Raw genomic sequence first — 15,604 nt, 5'->3', positions numbered from 1 at the left:
TTACCGCGAACTAGCTTTCTGCAATTACAGAATGTTGAGCGGGTAGTCGGTGATCAGGCGGAACTCAGAGATATCGCCTTCGCCTTCGTCAGCATTGGCGGTGTGCCATGCTTGACGGATGCGGAACGACAGATCTTTGGCTGGGCCGGATTGAATGACGTACTTGGCTTCCACGTTGGTTTCGTGGTGTTTGCCGTCTGCACCGTACAGACCGGTGTAGGTGCTGTTCGATGGAGTGTTGGTACCGTCGATGTTCCAACCATTCGCGTAACGGACCATGAAGCTCAGGCCAGGTACGCCGTACTCGGCCATTTTCAGGTCGTAACGGGCTTGTACCGACTTCTCGCCAGGGGCGTTGAAGTCAGAGTACTGGATGGAGTTGGCGAGGAAAATCGAGTCGCCACCACGGTTGTTGTCACCCACACCGATGTAGTCGAACGGAGTATCGCCGTTGACCTTCTGGAAGGCCAGGGTCACGGTGTGTGCTTTCAGGAACGAGTAAGCAGCAGCCAGGGAGTAGGCGGTGTTGCTGATGTCGCCTGCTTTAGCGTCACCGGTATCCTTGGTGTTGTAGATGTTACCGTCGAAGTTGATCGAGTTGTCGCCGCCCAGTGCGAGGGTGTAGTTCGCGTTGGCGTAGTACTGGTTCCAGACGTCTTCGAGCTTGGCACCGTAGAGCGATACGCTCAGGTCCGGGGTAATGCCGTACTTGCCACCGAAGTAGTCGATGGAGTTGGCTGTCACGCCAGCGTAAGTAGCGAACAGTTCGCCGTCACGAGCGTTGCGGTCCTGGCTGGTTGCCGAGTAGAAGTGACCGGCTTCGAGGTCGAGGTCTGTAACTTCGCTGCTCTGCAGTTGGATACCGCTGGCAGTTTGGTGAAGGATACGGGAACCGCCTACAGCGAACACCGGAGAGGTGCTTGGCTGCATGTCGCCGATTTTCAGCTCGGTCTTGGAGATGCGGAACTTGGCGGCAGCGCCGGCTTTGCCCTGGCTGTTGTTGACCTCGCCATCAGAGTCCACGGACATGTTGCCGGAACCTGCATATTTGTCGGAACCGTCCAGCTTAATGGCCAGTTGGCCCCAAGCTTCAACGCCAACACCGATCAGACCTTGGGTGTAGCCCGAGCTGTACATGCCCTGAATGCCCTGGGTCCAGTCTTTGTCATCGACTGCGCCGTCTTTCTTGTTACGGTTGTAGTAGTAGTTGCGAACCAGCAAGTCGAGTTTGCTGTCTTCAACGAAACCTTTGGCTTCGGCCTGGTCGCTTACGAAAGGTGCGGCTACTGCCAACTGAGTACTGGCTGCTGCTGCAACTGCCAGTGCGATCATGCTCCACTTCATCACGCGCATCGTGATTTGCTCCTTTGGTTTTAGAAGAGTACTGCCGTCCCACCTGATTTATTATCTGGGCGGCTCTTTCTTTTTGTGTCGGCGCAAACTTATATCACGCCGACAATGTTGGCGATACTTGCGTATCTAACCTTTCGCCTTCTTTACGACCCTGTCGCAAACAGCGTGGTAGATGTCGCAAATTTTCCGCTCCGACGCAACAGGGCTGACAGCTTTTATGCTGTTTTCTGAGTCTTGGCACCGGTAAAAAGAGTCCTGGTGAAACGTTTGAATCTCCATCGGGCTACCTTGCCACTGTTTTTTTTTGCCTGAGGGCCTCCGCTTCCAGCGGGTGCCACTCAGGCGATGTTGGGTATGAATGCAATAAGTGTGCGCAAATTCGGGTTTTGTTGCAGTTTTTTTCCAGTTGACTGTCTGACGCCGTAAAAACCTCATAAAACCGGGGGTTCAAGCACGTTTAGTTTGGGCTTGACGCCTTGTCCGGCATCATGTTGCACCGTTCTGGTCCACTGCATGACAGGCAAAAATGTTACCGGATCACCCCGTCAGTGAGTAAATGGCGGATGTCGAAGCGTTCAGCGTAGACCCACTGTGCGGTTTTGGTGCAAAAAAATTTTGTGTCGTGCCGAGTTCATCCAGTTTGACCGTTTGTCTGTAACGAACTCCTTCTTGTTAATCAGTCATTTCGGTGTTTTTTGCCGGCTTATCGGTTCTGCAATGGTGCGCAGCAGCGAAAAGTGTCTCAATCGGGGGCGGGTTGTCAGCCTTTCGTTAGCGCTTGTGACTTCTGCGTAAGGTTCGTCGTGAAGCGTGCGCCGTTCGCAGGTATGCTGCCGTCCGGTCGTTTGGCGCGCTGTCCCGTCAGGATGGGCGCTAAGCTGAAAAATGATGATCCGGCGGGAGTGCGCGCAGTGTTCGCTTTAGATCCACGACTTCAACAAGACACGTTACCAATCGGGGACTTTCCGCTCTGCCGGTTGCTGCTGTCCAACGATTCGAACTATCCCTGGTTCATCCTGGTACCTCGTCGCGAGGCTATCAGCGAGATATTTCAGTTGGATGTCGCAGACCAGCAACAGCTTTGGCAGGAAACAACTGCGCTGTCGCAAGTGCTCAAGGACTCGTTCGATGCGGACAAGTTGAATGTTGCGGCGCTGGGTAATGTTGTCAGTCAGTTGCACATGCATGTGATTGTGCGCAAGCGCGAAGATGCCGCCTGGCCCGCGCCGGTTTGGGGTAAACACCCGGCAAAACCCTACAAGTCGGAGCAGATCGTCGCCATTCGCGAACGTTTGCGTCTGATTTTGACCGATGATTTTACGTTTCTGGAGGGCTGAACCATGAGCCTGGAAGAACGCGTTACCGAGCTTGAAAGTCGTCTGGCCTTTCAGGATGACACCATCCAGGCATTGAACGATGTGCTGGTGGCGCAGCAGCGGGTGGTCGAGCGTCTGCAGCTGCAAATGGCCGCACTGCTCAAGCGGCAGGAGGAAATGGTCGGCCAGTTCGAGTCATTCGAAGAAGAAGCGCCGCCGCCCCACTATTAAGTAAATCGCAGGCATGAAAAAACCGCGGACAGCTCGGCTGTGCGCGGTTTTTTTTAGCCTTGAATCAGCGGCGCGGCAGTGCGGCGATCACATCTTCGGCTTGCAGGCCCTTGTCACGATTCATGACGGAGAACTCCACGCGCTGGCCTTCGACCAGGACGCGGTGACCTTCGCCGCGAATGGCCCGGAAGTGGACGAAGATATCGTCGCCGGAGTCGCGGGAGATGAAGCCGAAGCCTTTGGACGTGTTGAACCACTTGACGGTGCCGGTATCGCGGTTGCTCATGTCGTAGCTAGGCGAGGCGGTGGCTGGTGACGACTTGTAGAAGCTGATGCCCAGGTGCAGGGCAACGGCGATCAGGGCAGCGACCAGGCTGAACAGAACGGCGGGTTGACCGGCGATGACGGGCATCGGTGCGAGCAGCGTCAGGGTTTGCAGGACCACGCTCAGAACCAGCAGGGCGCTGACCAGGTTTTGCAGTTGGTGACGCGGGCCTTTGTTCCAGTAAGGGATGACAGGTGCCAGTGTGAGGTTGAGCAGGCCGAAAAAGGCCAGGTACAGCGCGTCGGGTTGTTGCAGGTAAGGTAAGGCTTCGGATTGCAGGCTAGGGATGAAGGACAGCAGCAAGGCCGCTGCGCCTATCAACAGATGGACGATTTTCAACATTTTGATTAACTCACGTTAAGACAGCTCACAAGGAAGAGCTGATGGCGCACGGTTCGCTTCAAGATAATAAAGAGGCGTTGGACACGTACCCGGTATCAGCCTATGCGCCGTGCCCGGAAAAAATAGGCACTGGCGACACGCTGTCTATTTAACAGCAAAGCTGCAGGCTACTCAAATCAGGGCGTCCGGCGGCTCTTTGGGGATGATTTGGTGCAGGTTGCCCCGGGTTGCGGGGCTGCGGTACCTACGGCCGACTTGCTGCCCCAGCCTATGCAGGTGCATGAAAAAAAACGGGGTGGATACTTCGCTCTCTGCTGGATCAGTAACGCTCGCGTGCGCGGATGACGCCTTGAAGTGTTGTTCGCGCTCTTCTTTCCTACACCGTTCAGCACGGCGCTTCTGAAGGGGGCATCACTTTGCTGCGTGGGAAAATGTCCGGAGTAGGACGTTCTCCGGGGTCTGCCAACAGTTGTTGGCTTATCTTACGTTGATGGTCATAAAGTCGTCTGGATATGCCTTTGTAACTGCGTTTCTATAAGTCGACAGACAGTTGCTCTTAACGAAACCAGGATGGCAAAGGAGTGTCAGCGTTATGGTTTATGAACGGCAAGAAGAGGGGCGATACGGTTCGCACAGGGATGTAAGGGTCGATCCGTTTGTTCGCGAGTTCGATATGGGGTTGGCCCAGCCCTTGTCCCGCTCCGTACGATTGAATGGCTTCGCCACCTGTTTGCGGCTTGAACAGGTTTATTGGGATATTTTGGGGGAGATGGCCCGGGCCAATGGTTGCTCGGTCAGTAGCCTGTTATCTCACGTGGATCGCGAAGTTCACTTGCGTCATGGCGGGGTAAGGAACTTCAGTGGATTGGTGCGGGTTGTCTGTGTCGTGCACAGTCTCAAGGAAGGGGGTTGCGCCGTCACGGCCTAGCCTGAGCGGCGAAAGCAGCAGAGTGTCGGTCTGTGCAGTCTTACGGCTGCACAGGCCGCATTTAATGGATATAATCCCGCTCTTTGCCGCAAAACCCTGCGTGTGCGGTAGCAATCTGATCGCCGAGACAACCTCCATGCCGATGTACGATTATCAATGTGCTTCCTGTGGTCATCAGTTGGAAGCCATTCAAAAGATCAGCGATGCACCGCTGGTCGACTGCCCTGCCTGTCAGGCGCCAGAGCTTAAAAAGTTGCTGTCCATGCCGGGCTTCCGCCTCAGCGGCACGGGTTGGTACGAAACCGATTTCAAGACCGGTTCCAAGAAGAACCTGGCCGGCGGCGACAAAGCTGACTAAGGTCTGGAACCTGAGTTGAACGACACGCGCGAGCTTTTGCATCACCCGGCGCCTTTTTTAAAGGCGGGGCTGCTGTAGGATCTCCACCGAATTTCGAATTACGAGAAGTGAAACCACGACCATGATGCGCAGCCATTATTGCGGCCAACTGAACGAAAGCCTGGACGGCCAGGAAATTACCCTTTGCGGATGGGTTCACCGTCGCCGTGACCACGGTGGGGTGATTTTCCTCGATATCCGTGATCGTGATGGTCTGGCCCAGGTCGTGTTCGATCCGGACCGCGCTGAAACCTTCGCCGCAGCCGATCGCGTGCGCAGCGAGTACGTCGTGAAAATCACCGGCAAGGTTCGCCTGCGTCCGGCCGGCGCGACCAACGCCAACATGGCGTCGGGCATGATCGAAGTCCTGGGTTACGAACTGGAAGTGCTGAACGAATCGGAAACCCCGCCGTTCCCGTTGAACGAGTTCTCCGACGTCGGCGAAGAAACCCGCCTGCGCTATCGCTTCCTCGACCTGCGTCGCCCGGAAATGGCCGAGAAGCTGCGTCTGCGTTCGCGCATGACCACCAGCATCCGCCGCTTCCTGGACGAGAACGGCTTCCTCGACGTCGAGACGCCGATCCTGACCCGTGCTACCCCGGAAGGCGCGCGCGACTACCTGGTGCCGAGCCGTACTCACGCCGGTTCGTTCTTCGCCTTGCCGCAATCGCCACAGCTGTTCAAGCAGCTGCTGATGGTGGCCGGCTTCGACCGTTACTACCAGATTGCCAAGTGCTTCCGTGACGAAGATCTGCGTGCCGACCGTCAGCCGGAATTCACCCAGATCGACATCGAGACCAGCTTCCTCGATGAAAAAGAGATCATGGGCCTGACCGAGCAAATGATCCGCAACCTGTTCAAGGAAGTGCTGGGCCTGGAATTCGGCGAGTTCCCGCACATGACCTTCGAAGAAGCCATGCGCCGCTACGGTTCCGACAAGCCAGACCTGCGTAACCCGCTGGAACTGGTTGACGTGGCCGATCAGCTCAAGGAAGTCGACTTCAAGGTGTTCAGCGGCCCGGCCAACGACCCGAAATGCCGTATCGCCGCCTTGCGCGTACCTGGCGGGGCGAGCATGCCGCGCAAGCAGATCGACGACTACACCAAGTTTGTCGGCATCTACGGTGCCAAGGGCCTGGCGTACATCAAGGTCAACGAGCGCGCGAATGGCGTTGACGGTCTGCAATCGCCGATCGTGAAGAACATCCCTGAAGCCAACCTCAACGTGATCCTGGATCGTGTTGGTGCAGTTGACGGCGACATCGTGTTCTTCGGTGCCGACAAGGCCAAGATCGTCAGCGAAGCGTTGGGCGCATTGCGCATCAAGCTCGGTCACGACCTGAACCTGTTGACCTGCGAATGGGCTCCGATGTGGGTCGTTGACTTCCCGATGTTCGAAGAGAACGACGACGGCAGCCTCAGCGCCTTGCACCACCCGTTCACCGCACCGAAGTGCACCCCGCAAGAGCTGGAAGCCAACCCGGCTGGCGCTCTGTCCCGTGCCTACGACATGGTCCTGAACGGTACCGAACTGGGTGGCGGTTCGATCCGTATCCACCGTAAAGAGATGCAGCAGTCGGTATTCCGTCTGTTGGGCATCAACGAAGCGGAACAGGAAGAGAAATTCGGCTTCTTGCTCGACGCCCTGAAGTACGGCGCGCCGCCGCACGGTGGTCTGGCCTTCGGTCTGGACCGTCTTGTGATGCTGATGACCGGCGCTCAGTCGATCCGTGAAGTGATCGCCTTCCCGAAAACCCAGAGTGCGGCAGATGTCATGACTCAGGCACCGGGTCAGGTGGATGCCAAGGCACTGCGCGAACTGCACATTCGTCTGCGCGAAACGCCTAAGGCCGAGTAAGGCTGACCTGAAGGGCGCATCTGTGGATGCGCCCTTTCTTTATAGATAGAGCTGTTCAAGATTTTTGTTTGCCGGCCGGCGCAATACAGCGCAGCGGGCAATGTTTCAAAGAGAATTCGGAGCGAGTTATGGCAGGTCATTCCAAGTGGGCGAACATCAAGCACCGCAAAGAACGTCAGGATGCCAAGAAAGGCAAGATTTTCACCAAGTGGATTCGTGAGCTGACTGTCGCTGCCCGTCAGGGTGGCGGTGATCCAGGCTCCAACCCGCGTCTGCGTCTGGCATTGGACAAGGCCCTTGGCGCGAACATGAGTCGCGACATCATTGATCGGGCAGTTGCCCGTGGTGCTGGCGCCGCCGATACCGACGACATGGTCGAACTGACCTACGAAGGTTACGGTCCGGGCGGCGTGGCGGTGATGGTCGAATGCATGACCGACAACCGTAATCGCACCGCAGCCGCTGTTCGTCACGCGTTCAGCAAATGCGGCGGCAACCTGGGGACTGACGGTTCGGTGGCCTATCTGTTCGAACGCAAGGGGCAGATATCCTTTGCTGCCGGCGTTGACGAAGACGCACTGATGGAAGCGGCCATGGAAGCCGACGCCGATGACGTGGTGACCAACGAAGACGGTTCGATCGACGTTTTCACCTCGTTTGCCGGGTTCTATTCGGTGCGTAACGCACTGGAAGCGGCGGGCTTCAAAGGTGACGACGCGGAAATCGTCATGTTGCCGACCACCAGCGCCGAGCTCGATCTGGAAGGCGCCGAGAAAGTCCTCAAGCTGATCGACATGCTCGAGGACCTGGATGACGTGCAAAACGTCTACTCCAATGCGGACATCCCCAACGTTGTTGCTGAATATGAAACCGCTTTCGCGAGCAAGCCCGCTCCCACATTTGTTATTTGCTGTAATGAATATCGTGCTTTTACTTAACCCGCAGGCGTTATGACTTTAATTCTTGGTATCGACCCCGGTTCGCGCATCACCGGTTACGGTGTGGTTCGTGATACCGGCCGTGGCTGTGAGTACGTCGCCTCCGGTTGTATCCGCACCGGTGCCGGCGAGCTGCATGAGCGTCTGCAGATTGTCTACCGCGGGGTGCGGGAGATCATTCAGACGTACCATCCGGTGACCATGGGCATCGAAAAGGTATTCATGGCCCGTAACGCCGATTCCGCCCTGAAACTGGGGCAGGCCCGTGGCGCCGCCATTGTGGCGGGCGCGGAAGAAAACCTGGAAATTGCCGAATACTCCGCGACCCAGGTCAAGCAAGCGGTGGTTGGCACCGGTGCGGCTAATAAAGAGCAAGTGCAGATGATGGTCATGCACATGCTGAAATTGACCAGCAAACCACAGATCGATGCCTCGGACGCCCTGGCCATTGCCATCTGCCACGCTCATACCCGTTCCAGTCTGCTGCCCCACGGTCTGGGTGCTGCACGCAGTCGTGGCGGGCGCCTGCGTCTCTGATAGCATCAGCAATCATTTTCATGGAGTGAGGGCGTTCCGCCTGGGTTGTCGGCGGTATTCCCTCGCTCTATCAGTCGCTGGCCCAGAGCTGGCCAACGCTCAAGGATTTGTAACGTGATTGGACGTTTGCGCGGCACCCTGGCTGAGAAGCAGCCTCCCCATCTGATTCTGGATGTAAATGGCCTGGGCTATGAACTTGAAGTGCCCATGACGACCCTTTACCGCTTGCCGTCGGTCGGTGAGCCGCTAACCTTGCATACCCATTTGGTCGTGCGCGAAGACGCACAGTTACTCTATGGTTTTGTCGGCAAGCGTGAGCGCGACTTTTTTCGCGAATTGATCCGCCTCAACGGCGTCGGGCCGAAACTGGCCCTGGCCTTGATGTCGAGCCTGGAAGTCGACGAACTGGTTCGTTGCGTACAGTCCCAGGACACTTCGGCGCTGACCAAGGTCCCGGGCGTCGGCAAGAAAACCGCCGAGCGCTTGCTGGTGGAGCTCAAGGATCGCTTCAAGGCCTGGGAAACCGTGCCGGCCATGTTCGCCCTGGTGCCGAACCAGCCGGATGGACCGGCCCCGGTGAACACTGCCGAGACTGACGCCGTCAGCGCCTTGATTTCCCTGGGCTACAAGCCACAGGAAGCGAGCAAGGCGGTGTCTGCGATCAAGGAGAAAGATTTGAGCAGTGAAGACATGATCCGCCGCGCCTTGAAGGGAATGATCTAAGTGATTGAAGCTGATCGTCTGATCGCTGCCACGCACAGCCCGCGTGAGCGCGAAGAAGTCCAGGACCGCGCCATTCGCCCGGTCAGCCTGGCTGAATACATTGGCCAGCCGAGCGTTCGCGAGCAGATGGAGTTGTTCATTCAGGCCGCTCGCGGTCGTAACGAATCCCTGGATCACACGCTGATCTTCGGGCCGCCCGGCCTGGGCAAGACCACCCTCGCCAACATCATCGCCCAGGAAATGGGCGTATCGATCAAGAGCACCTCGGGGCCGGTGCTGGAGCGCCCCGGTGACCTGGCGGCGCTGTTGACCAACCTTGAGCCTCACGATGTGCTGTTTATCGACGAAATCCATCGCCTGTCGCCCATCGTTGAAGAAGTGCTGTACCCGGCCATGGAGGATTTCCAGCTCGACATCATGATCGGTGAGGGGCCGGCCGCGCGTTCGATCAAGCTGGACCTGCCCCCGTTCACCCTGGTGGGCGCAACAACGCGGGCGGGGATGCTCACCAATCCGTTGCGTGACCGTTTCGGCATCGTCCAGCGTCTTGAGTTCTACAATACCGCCGACCTGTCGACGATTGTCAGTCGTTCGGCCAGCATCCTCGGTTTGCCGCTGGACCCGGAAGGCGCCTTCGAAATCGCCCGCCGTGCCCGTGGCACTCCACGGATCGCCAACCGCTTGCTGCGTCGGGTGCGCGACTTCGCCGAGGTCCGCGCCAAGGGGCATATCACCAAGCCGATTGCCGACCTGGCGCTGAACCTGCTGGACGTCGACGAGCGTGGCTTCGATCACCAGGACCGGCGTCTGTTGCTGACCATGATCGAGAAGTTCGACGGCGGGCCAGTCGGGGTCGACAGCCTGGCCGCCGCCATCAGCGAAGAGCGTCACACCATTGAAGACGTGCTGGAGCCTTACCTGATCCAGCAGGGCTACATCATGCGCACGCCACGGGGGCGGGTGGTGACGCGGCATGCCTACCTGCATTTCGGTTTAAACATTCCGTCACGATTGGGCGAAATGCCCGTGGTAGACGAGTTCCTCGATGCCGCTGACGATTAATTAACGTTGCGTGCTGATTTTTTCGGGCAATGTAGGGTCCCAGGACCGTACTTTCACGTGAAAGCCGCAGAACAATGAAAAACAGTTGCCATGCCGGATTGGCAACCTGAGGAGTAAGCACTAGAGTATGCGCGCGCAAAACGGGCTTGAGCCTTTCGCACATCGTTGTCGCGTTTATTACGAGGACACCGATGCGGGCGGCATCGTGTATTACGTTAATTACCTCAAGTTTATGGAACGGGCTCGAACCGAGCGGCTACGAGATCTGGGCTTTGCCCAATCGCAGCTTGCCGGGGAGGACCTGTTGTTCGTCGTGCATTCCAGCGAAGCGCGCTACCACGCGCCGGCGCGACTGGATGACGAGCTGCTGGTAAGCGCTGAAGTAATCGAATTGAACCGTGCCAGCCTGCGCTTTAAACAGCAGGTCAGGCGGGCGACGGATAATGTGCTGCTCTGCGAAGGGCAGTTTCTGGTGGCCTGTGTGCGCACTGAAAGTTTAAAACCCCGGGCCATTCCCGAAGCTCTACGAGCGGCCTTTGCCGACGTGAGCGGCGCGGGTACACACTCAAAGCAGGAGATAAAGCGTGGAAGCTAACGTCGTCGACCATTCCTCCATGTGGAGCCTGGTCAGCAATGCCAGTATCGTGGTGCAACTGGTAATGCTGATCTTGGTAGCCGCATCGGTGACCTCGTGGATCATGATCTTTCAGCGCAGCAACCTGCTGCGCGCCGGTCGACGTGCCCTGGAGAGCTTCGAAGAGCGCTTCTGGTCGGGTATCGACCTGTCCAAACTGTACCGTCAGGCCGGCAGCAATCCGGACCCTGATTCGGGCGTCGAGCAAATCTTCCGTGCCGGTTTCAAGGAATTCTCCCGTCTGCGCCAGCAGCCAGGCGTTGACCCGGAAGCGGTCATGGAAGGCGTGGCGCGTGCCATGCGCGTTGCCATTTCCCGCGAAGAAGAAAAGCTCGAGCAGAGCCTGCCCTTCCTGGCCACGGTCGGTTCCGTCAGCCCGTACATCGGTCTGTTCGGTACGGTCTGGGGCATCATGAACTCCTTCCGCGGTCTGGCGACCGCCCAGCAAGCGACCCTGGCCACTGTGGCCCCGGGTATCGCCGAAGCACTGATCGCCACCGCGATCGGTCTGTTCGCCGCCATTCCAGCCGTTATCGCTTACAACCGTTTTGCTGCTCGCAGCGAAACCCTGCTGGGCCGCTACTACACCTTCGCCGACGAGTTCCAGGCGATCCTGCACCGCAAAGTGCACACCAGCGAAGAATAAGCAGGTAATTTCCAATGGCTTTAATCGCTCGAGCTCGCAAAAAGCGCAAGCCGGTCGCCGAGATGAACGTGGTGCCTTACATCGACGTGATGTTGGTGCTGCTGGTGATCTTCATGGTGACCGCGCCGATGCTCAATCAGGGCGTGAAAGTTGATCTGCCCAAGGTTTCCAGCGAAGCCTTGCCGCAGGACAACAACACCCAGGTCCTGACCATTTCCATCAAATCCGACAAGACCTACTACTGGAACCTTGGCAGCGAAGTCGACACCGAAAAGCAGCAGGATCGGGCCATGACCCTGCCGCAGATGACTGACGCGGTGACCAAGATCATTCGCGTCGGCAACGAAGGCGGCAAGCGTACCCAGGTCTTCATTCGCGGCGACAAGAGTGTCGATTACGGTTCCGTCATGGGGGCCATGGGCGGGTTGCAGAAAGCCGGGGTCGGTAATGTTGGCTTGATTACCGAGGCGCCCTGATGCAGCAACAGCGAGAGCCGTCCGCCTCGGAAAGCTACTTCTGGCCTAGTGTCTGGGCGATTGGCTTGCACGTGCTGGTGTTCGGCATGCTGTTCGTCAGTTTTGCCTTTACCCCGGAACTGCCGCCGGCCAAGCCGATTGTCCAGGCGACCTTGTACCAGCTGAAATCGAAAAGTCGGGCGACCACCCAGACCAATCAGAAGATTGCCGGTGAGGCGCAGAAATCTGCTGCGCGTCAGACCGAAGTCGAGCAGATGGAACAGAAAAAGGTCGAGCAGGAAGCGGTGAAGGCTGCGGAACAAAAGAAAGAAGAGGCGGCTCAAAAGGCCGAAGAAGCCAAGAAGGCCGACGAGGCGAAGAAAGCGGACGAGGCGAAAAAGGCTGATGAAGCCAAGAAAGCCGACGATGCGAAGAAAACCGCGGAAGCCAAGAAGGCAGAAGAGAAACAATTGGCTGATATAGCCAAGAAGAAAGCCGAAGAAGAAGCCAAGAAAGCTGCGGAAGAAGAGGCCAAGAAAGCGGCCGCTGAAGAAGCCAAGAAAAAGATCGTCGAAGACGCGAAGAAGAAAGCCGCGGAAGACGCCAAGAAGAAAGCTGAAGCTGAAGAGGCGAAGAAGAAAGTCGCCGAGGAAGCGAAGAAGAAAGCTACTGCCGATGCTGCGAAGAAGAAATCGCAGGACGCGGCACGTAAATCCGCCGAAGACAAAAAGGCCCAGGCCCTGGCAGATTTGCTTTCCGACACGCCACAGCGTCAGCAGGCCTTGGCCGATGAGCAGGGCGACGAAGTCGCCGGCAGTTTCGATGACCTGATTCGTGCGCGTGCAGCGGAAGGGTGGGCTCGTCCACCTTCGGCACGCAAAGGCATGACGGTCGTATTGCAAATCGGCATGTTGCCGGACGGTACGGTGACTTCGGTCAGCGTGTCCAAGTCCAGTGGCGACGGTCCGTTTGACGCCTCGGCTGTTGCAGCGGTGAAGAATATTGGACGTTTGACAGAAATGCAGGGAATGAAGCCGAGTGATTTCGCTCCGTATCGTTCATTCAAGATGACATTCACACCTGAGGATCTAGCCTTGTGAGAAACCTTCTTCGAGGAATGCTGGTCGTTATCTGCTGCATGGCAGGGATGGCGATGGCAGATGAGAAAAACATTCTGGTTACCAGTGGCAGCGATCGGGCGACCCCGATCGCCGTTGTACCGTTCGGCTTCCAGGGCGGTAGCGTGCTGCCGGACGATATGGCGGAAATCATCGGTAACGACCTGCGCAACTCGGGTTACTACTCGCCGCTTCCAAAGCAGAACATGATCAGCCAGCCGAGCCAGGCCAGCGAAATCATCTTCCGTGACTTCAAGGCGCTGGGTGCCCAGTACGTCATGGTCGGCAGCATTGTTCCGGCGGGCGGCCGCCTGCAGGTGCAATACGCACTGTTCAACGTGGCCACCGAGCAGCAAGTGCTGACCGGCAGCGTGTCCGGCGGCGTCGATCAGTTGCGCGACATGGCGCACTACATCTCCGACCAGTCGTTCGAAAAACTCACGGGTATCAAGGGTGCCTTCTCGACTCGCCTGCTGTATGTAACGGCCGAGCGTTTCTCCGAGAACAACACTCGCTACACCCTGCAACGTTCGGACTATGACGGCGCTCGTGCCGTGACCCTGCTGCAGTCGCGCGAGCCGATCCTGTCGCCGCGTTTTGCGCCGGATGGCAAGCGCATCGCGTATGTCTCCTTCGAGCAGAAACGTCCACGCATCTTCATGCAGAACATCGACACCGGTCGCCGTGAGCAGATCACCAACTTCGAAGGCCTGAACGGTGCGCCGGCCTGGTCGCCGGATGGCAACCGCCTGGCGTTCGTGCTGTCAAAAGACGGCAACCCGGACATCTATGTGATGAACCTGGGTTCGCGTCAGATCAGCCGCGTTACCAACGGTCCTGGCATCAACACTGAACCGTTCTGGGGCAAGGATGGCTCGACCATCTACTTCACTTCCGACCGTGGCGGCAAACCGCAGATCTACAAGACCAGCGCGGGTGGTGGCGGTGCCGAACGTGTGACGTTCGTCGGTAACTACAACGCCAACCCTAAACTGTCGGCTGATGAAAAGACGCTTGTCATGATTCACCGTCAGGATGGCTTCACCAATTTCAAGGTGGCGGCCCAGGATTTGCAGCGCGGTAGTGTAAAAATCCTCACTGATAGCACTCTGGACGAGTCGCCTACTGTCGCGCCCAACGGCACCATGGTAATCTACGCCACCCGCCAGCAGGGCCGGGGAGTCTTGATGCTCGTGTCCATCAATGGACGCGTAAGGCTCCCACTTCCTACCGCACAAGGCGAAGTCAGAGAACCTTCCTGGTCCCCTTTCCTGAACTGACGCGGCGCTATACGTTTTACTTAACACACTGGGGTTCATTAGGAGTTTCACGATGGAAATGCTGAAGTTTGGTAAATTTGCTGCGCTGGCACTGGCCATGGCTGTAGCTGTAGGTTGCTCGTCCAAAGGCGGCGACAATGCCGGTGAAGGCGCGGTAGATCCAAACGCTGGTTATGGCGCAAACACTGGCGCAGTTGACGGCTCCCTGAGCGAAGAAGCTGCTCTGCGCGCAATCACCACTTTCTACTTCGAATACGACAGTTCGGACCTGAAGCCAGAAGCCATGCGCGCTCTGGACGTTCACGCCAAAGACCTGAAAGCAAACGGCGCTCGCGTTGTTCTGGAAGGCAACACCGACGAACGTGGTACCCGTGAGTACAACATGGCTCTGGGCGAGCGTCGTGCGAAAGCCGTTCAGCGCTACCTGGTACTGCAAGGTGTTTCCCCAGCTCAGCTGGAACTGGTTTCCTACGGCGAAGAGCGTCCAGTTGCTACCGGCAACGACGAGCAGTCCTGGGCTCAAAACCGTCGCGTCGAACTGCGTAAGTAATTCGTCATGCGAACGTGCCGTCGTGCTGTAACTGTTCTGGCTCTCAGCCTCGCGCCACTTGCGGTGTGGGCTGCGGTTCCTGTGGTCGATGACAACTCCGGTTATAACAATAGCGGGAGCAGTTATCCGCCTGCAGGTTACGGTACGAACGGCGCCTATGCCGGGGGAGGGGTTTCGGCCCCTGTCTCGGCACAGGGCGAGCTGTTCAACCAACTGCAATCAATGCAGCAACAGATCGAGCGCCAGCAAGGTGCGATTGAAGTTCTGCAAAATGATGTAGCGCGCATGAAGCAGGAAAACCTGGAGCGATACCAGGATCTTGATCGGCGCATAGGAACCGGCGTTGCACCAGCCGCGAGTCCTCAAAATTCTTCCACCAGTGGTGATTTGAATGCCACCGGTGCAGCCGCAGGTGCGGCAGCTGGCGCAGCCGCCGCTCAAGCACCTGCCGCGGGTAGCGAGCCGGCAGATCCGGCGAAGGAAAAGCTCTATTACGACGCTGCCTTCGACCTGATCAAGGCTAAGGACTTCGACAAGGCCAGCCAGGCTTTTGCCGCGTTCCTGCGCAAATACCCGAACAGCCAGTATGCGGGCAATGCCCAGTACTGGTTGGGCGAAGTGAACCTGGCCAAGGGCGATCTGCAAGGTGCAGGTCAGGCATTTGCCAAGGTTTCGCAGCTGTATCCCAAGCACGCCAAAGTGCCTGACTCGCTGTACAAACTCGCTGATGTAGAGCGTCGCCTGGGTCATACCGACCGGGTCAAAGGCATTCTGCAGCAGGTGGTGTCCCAATATCCGGGCACTTCCGCCGCTCAGCTGGCCCAGCGCGATCTGCAAAAAATGTAAGCCTGCTTGACCCGTTTCAAAGAAACCCGCGCTTGTCGCGGGTTTTTTCGTTAGAATTCACGCCC

The 15,604-nt window shown here is 57.6% G+C and carries 17 protein-coding genes and 1 pseudogene; 16 read left to right on the top strand and 2 right to left on the bottom strand.

What is annotated here, in order from left to right:
• Positions 1 to 24: 24 nt before the first annotated feature.
• The gene (locus AC1DVE_RS18450) at positions 25 to 1,353 is read right to left on the bottom strand and encodes an OprD family porin (RefSeq protein WP_223459527.1); all 1,329 of its coding nucleotides are present in this window, start codon (positions 1,351 to 1,353) and stop codon (positions 25 to 27) included.
• 911 nt (positions 1,354 to 2,264) lie between these two features.
• On the opposite strand from AC1DVE_RS18450, the gene AC1DVE_RS18445 reads away from it, so the two are divergent.
• Positions 2,265 to 2,690 (top strand): HIT domain-containing protein, encoded by a 426-nt coding sequence (locus AC1DVE_RS18445; RefSeq protein WP_223459804.1) that lies wholly within the window; start codon positions 2,265 to 2,267, stop codon positions 2,688 to 2,690.
• Positions 2,691 to 2,693: 3 nt separating this feature from the next.
• Positions 2,694 to 2,900: a SlyX family protein gene (locus AC1DVE_RS18440; protein ID WP_008052459.1), complete on the top strand. Its 207-nt coding sequence runs from the start codon at positions 2,694 to 2,696 to the stop codon at positions 2,898 to 2,900.
• Between the two features lie 64 nt (positions 2,901 to 2,964).
• Here the strand turns inward: AC1DVE_RS18440 and AC1DVE_RS18435 are convergent, their stop codons facing one another.
• Entirely contained in the window at positions 2,965 to 3,567 is a 603-nt protein-coding gene (locus AC1DVE_RS18435) for a cold shock domain-containing protein membrane protein (protein ID WP_317848683.1), read from the bottom strand.
• 592 nt (positions 3,568 to 4,159) lie between these two features.
• On the opposite strand from AC1DVE_RS18435, the gene AC1DVE_RS18430 reads away from it, so the two are divergent.
• From AC1DVE_RS18430 to ybgF, 14 genes and pseudogenes are all read left to right on the top strand, one after another.
• Positions 4,160 to 4,495 carry a ribbon-helix-helix domain-containing protein gene (locus AC1DVE_RS18430; protein ID WP_223459526.1) on the top strand — a complete coding sequence of 112 codons (336 nt, stop codon included), beginning with the start codon at positions 4,160 to 4,162 and terminating at the stop codon, positions 4,493 to 4,495.
• A 136-nt stretch (positions 4,496 to 4,631) separates the two neighbouring features.
• Positions 4,632 to 4,853, top strand: coding sequence for an FmdB family zinc ribbon protein (locus AC1DVE_RS18425; protein WP_032829812.1), 222 nt, complete (start codon positions 4,632 to 4,634; stop codon positions 4,851 to 4,853).
• A 121-nt stretch (positions 4,854 to 4,974) separates the two neighbouring features.
• Complete coding sequence (gene aspS, locus AC1DVE_RS18420; protein ID WP_223459524.1) at positions 4,975 to 6,750, top strand: aspartate--tRNA ligase; 1,776 nt, start codon at positions 4,975 to 4,977, stop codon at positions 6,748 to 6,750.
• A gap of 128 nt (positions 6,751 to 6,878) precedes the next feature.
• A pseudogene (locus AC1DVE_RS18415) lies at positions 6,879 to 7,607 on the top strand (YebC/PmpR family DNA-binding transcriptional regulator); the annotation flags it as partial.
• Positions 7,608 to 7,700: 93 nt separating this feature from the next.
• On the top strand, positions 7,701 to 8,225 hold the full coding sequence (gene ruvC / locus AC1DVE_RS18410; RefSeq protein WP_046042207.1) for a crossover junction endodeoxyribonuclease RuvC: 525 nt from the start codon (positions 7,701 to 7,703) through the stop codon (positions 8,223 to 8,225).
• Between the two features lie 114 nt (positions 8,226 to 8,339).
• Complete coding sequence (gene ruvA, locus AC1DVE_RS18405) at positions 8,340 to 8,948, top strand: Holliday junction branch migration protein RuvA (RefSeq protein ID WP_008052450.1); 609 nt, start codon at positions 8,340 to 8,342, stop codon at positions 8,946 to 8,948.
• Positions 8,949 to 10,010, top strand: a complete 1,062-nt coding sequence (gene ruvB / locus AC1DVE_RS18400) for a Holliday junction branch migration DNA helicase RuvB (RefSeq protein WP_477784108.1) — start codon at positions 8,949 to 8,951, stop codon at positions 10,008 to 10,010.
• Positions 10,011 to 10,137: 127 nt separating this feature from the next.
• On the top strand, positions 10,138 to 10,605 hold the full coding sequence (gene ybgC, locus AC1DVE_RS18395) for a tol-pal system-associated acyl-CoA thioesterase (RefSeq protein WP_007990726.1): 468 nt from the start codon (positions 10,138 to 10,140) through the stop codon (positions 10,603 to 10,605).
• Positions 10,595 to 11,290 carry a protein TolQ gene (gene tolQ, locus AC1DVE_RS18390; RefSeq protein ID WP_008147369.1) on the top strand — a complete coding sequence of 232 codons (696 nt, stop codon included), beginning with the start codon at positions 10,595 to 10,597 and terminating at the stop codon, positions 11,288 to 11,290. The genes ybgC and tolQ overlap by 11 nt, the downstream gene beginning before the upstream one ends.
• 23 nt (positions 11,291 to 11,313) lie before the next feature.
• Positions 11,314 to 11,766 carry a protein TolR gene (gene tolR, locus AC1DVE_RS18385; RefSeq protein ID WP_162135951.1) on the top strand — a complete coding sequence of 151 codons (453 nt, stop codon included), beginning with the start codon at positions 11,314 to 11,316 and terminating at the stop codon, positions 11,764 to 11,766.
• Entirely contained in the window at positions 11,766 to 12,845 is a 1,080-nt protein-coding gene (gene tolA / locus AC1DVE_RS18380; RefSeq protein WP_046042213.1) for a cell envelope integrity protein TolA, read from the top strand. Before tolR ends, tolA begins: the two co-directional genes overlap by 1 nt.
• 17 nt (positions 12,846 to 12,862) lie before the next feature.
• Positions 12,863 to 14,143 (top strand): Tol-Pal system beta propeller repeat protein TolB, encoded by a 1,281-nt coding sequence (gene tolB / locus AC1DVE_RS18375; protein ID WP_191624928.1) that lies wholly within the window; start codon positions 12,863 to 12,865, stop codon positions 14,141 to 14,143.
• 52 nt (positions 14,144 to 14,195) lie between these two features.
• On the top strand, positions 14,196 to 14,693 hold the full coding sequence (gene pal / locus AC1DVE_RS18370) for a peptidoglycan-associated lipoprotein Pal (protein WP_003178634.1): 498 nt from the start codon (positions 14,196 to 14,198) through the stop codon (positions 14,691 to 14,693).
• Between the two features lie 6 nt (positions 14,694 to 14,699).
• On the top strand, positions 14,700 to 15,539 hold the full coding sequence (gene ybgF, locus AC1DVE_RS18365; protein ID WP_223533557.1) for a tol-pal system protein YbgF: 840 nt from the start codon (positions 14,700 to 14,702) through the stop codon (positions 15,537 to 15,539).
• Positions 15,540 to 15,604 lie beyond the last annotated feature (65 nt).

The organism is Pseudomonas sp. P4_B4 (genome assembly GCF_056402255.1).
The sequence above is the reverse complement of the archived record's forward strand: the minus strand, read 5'-3'. Positions and strand labels throughout refer to the sequence as shown.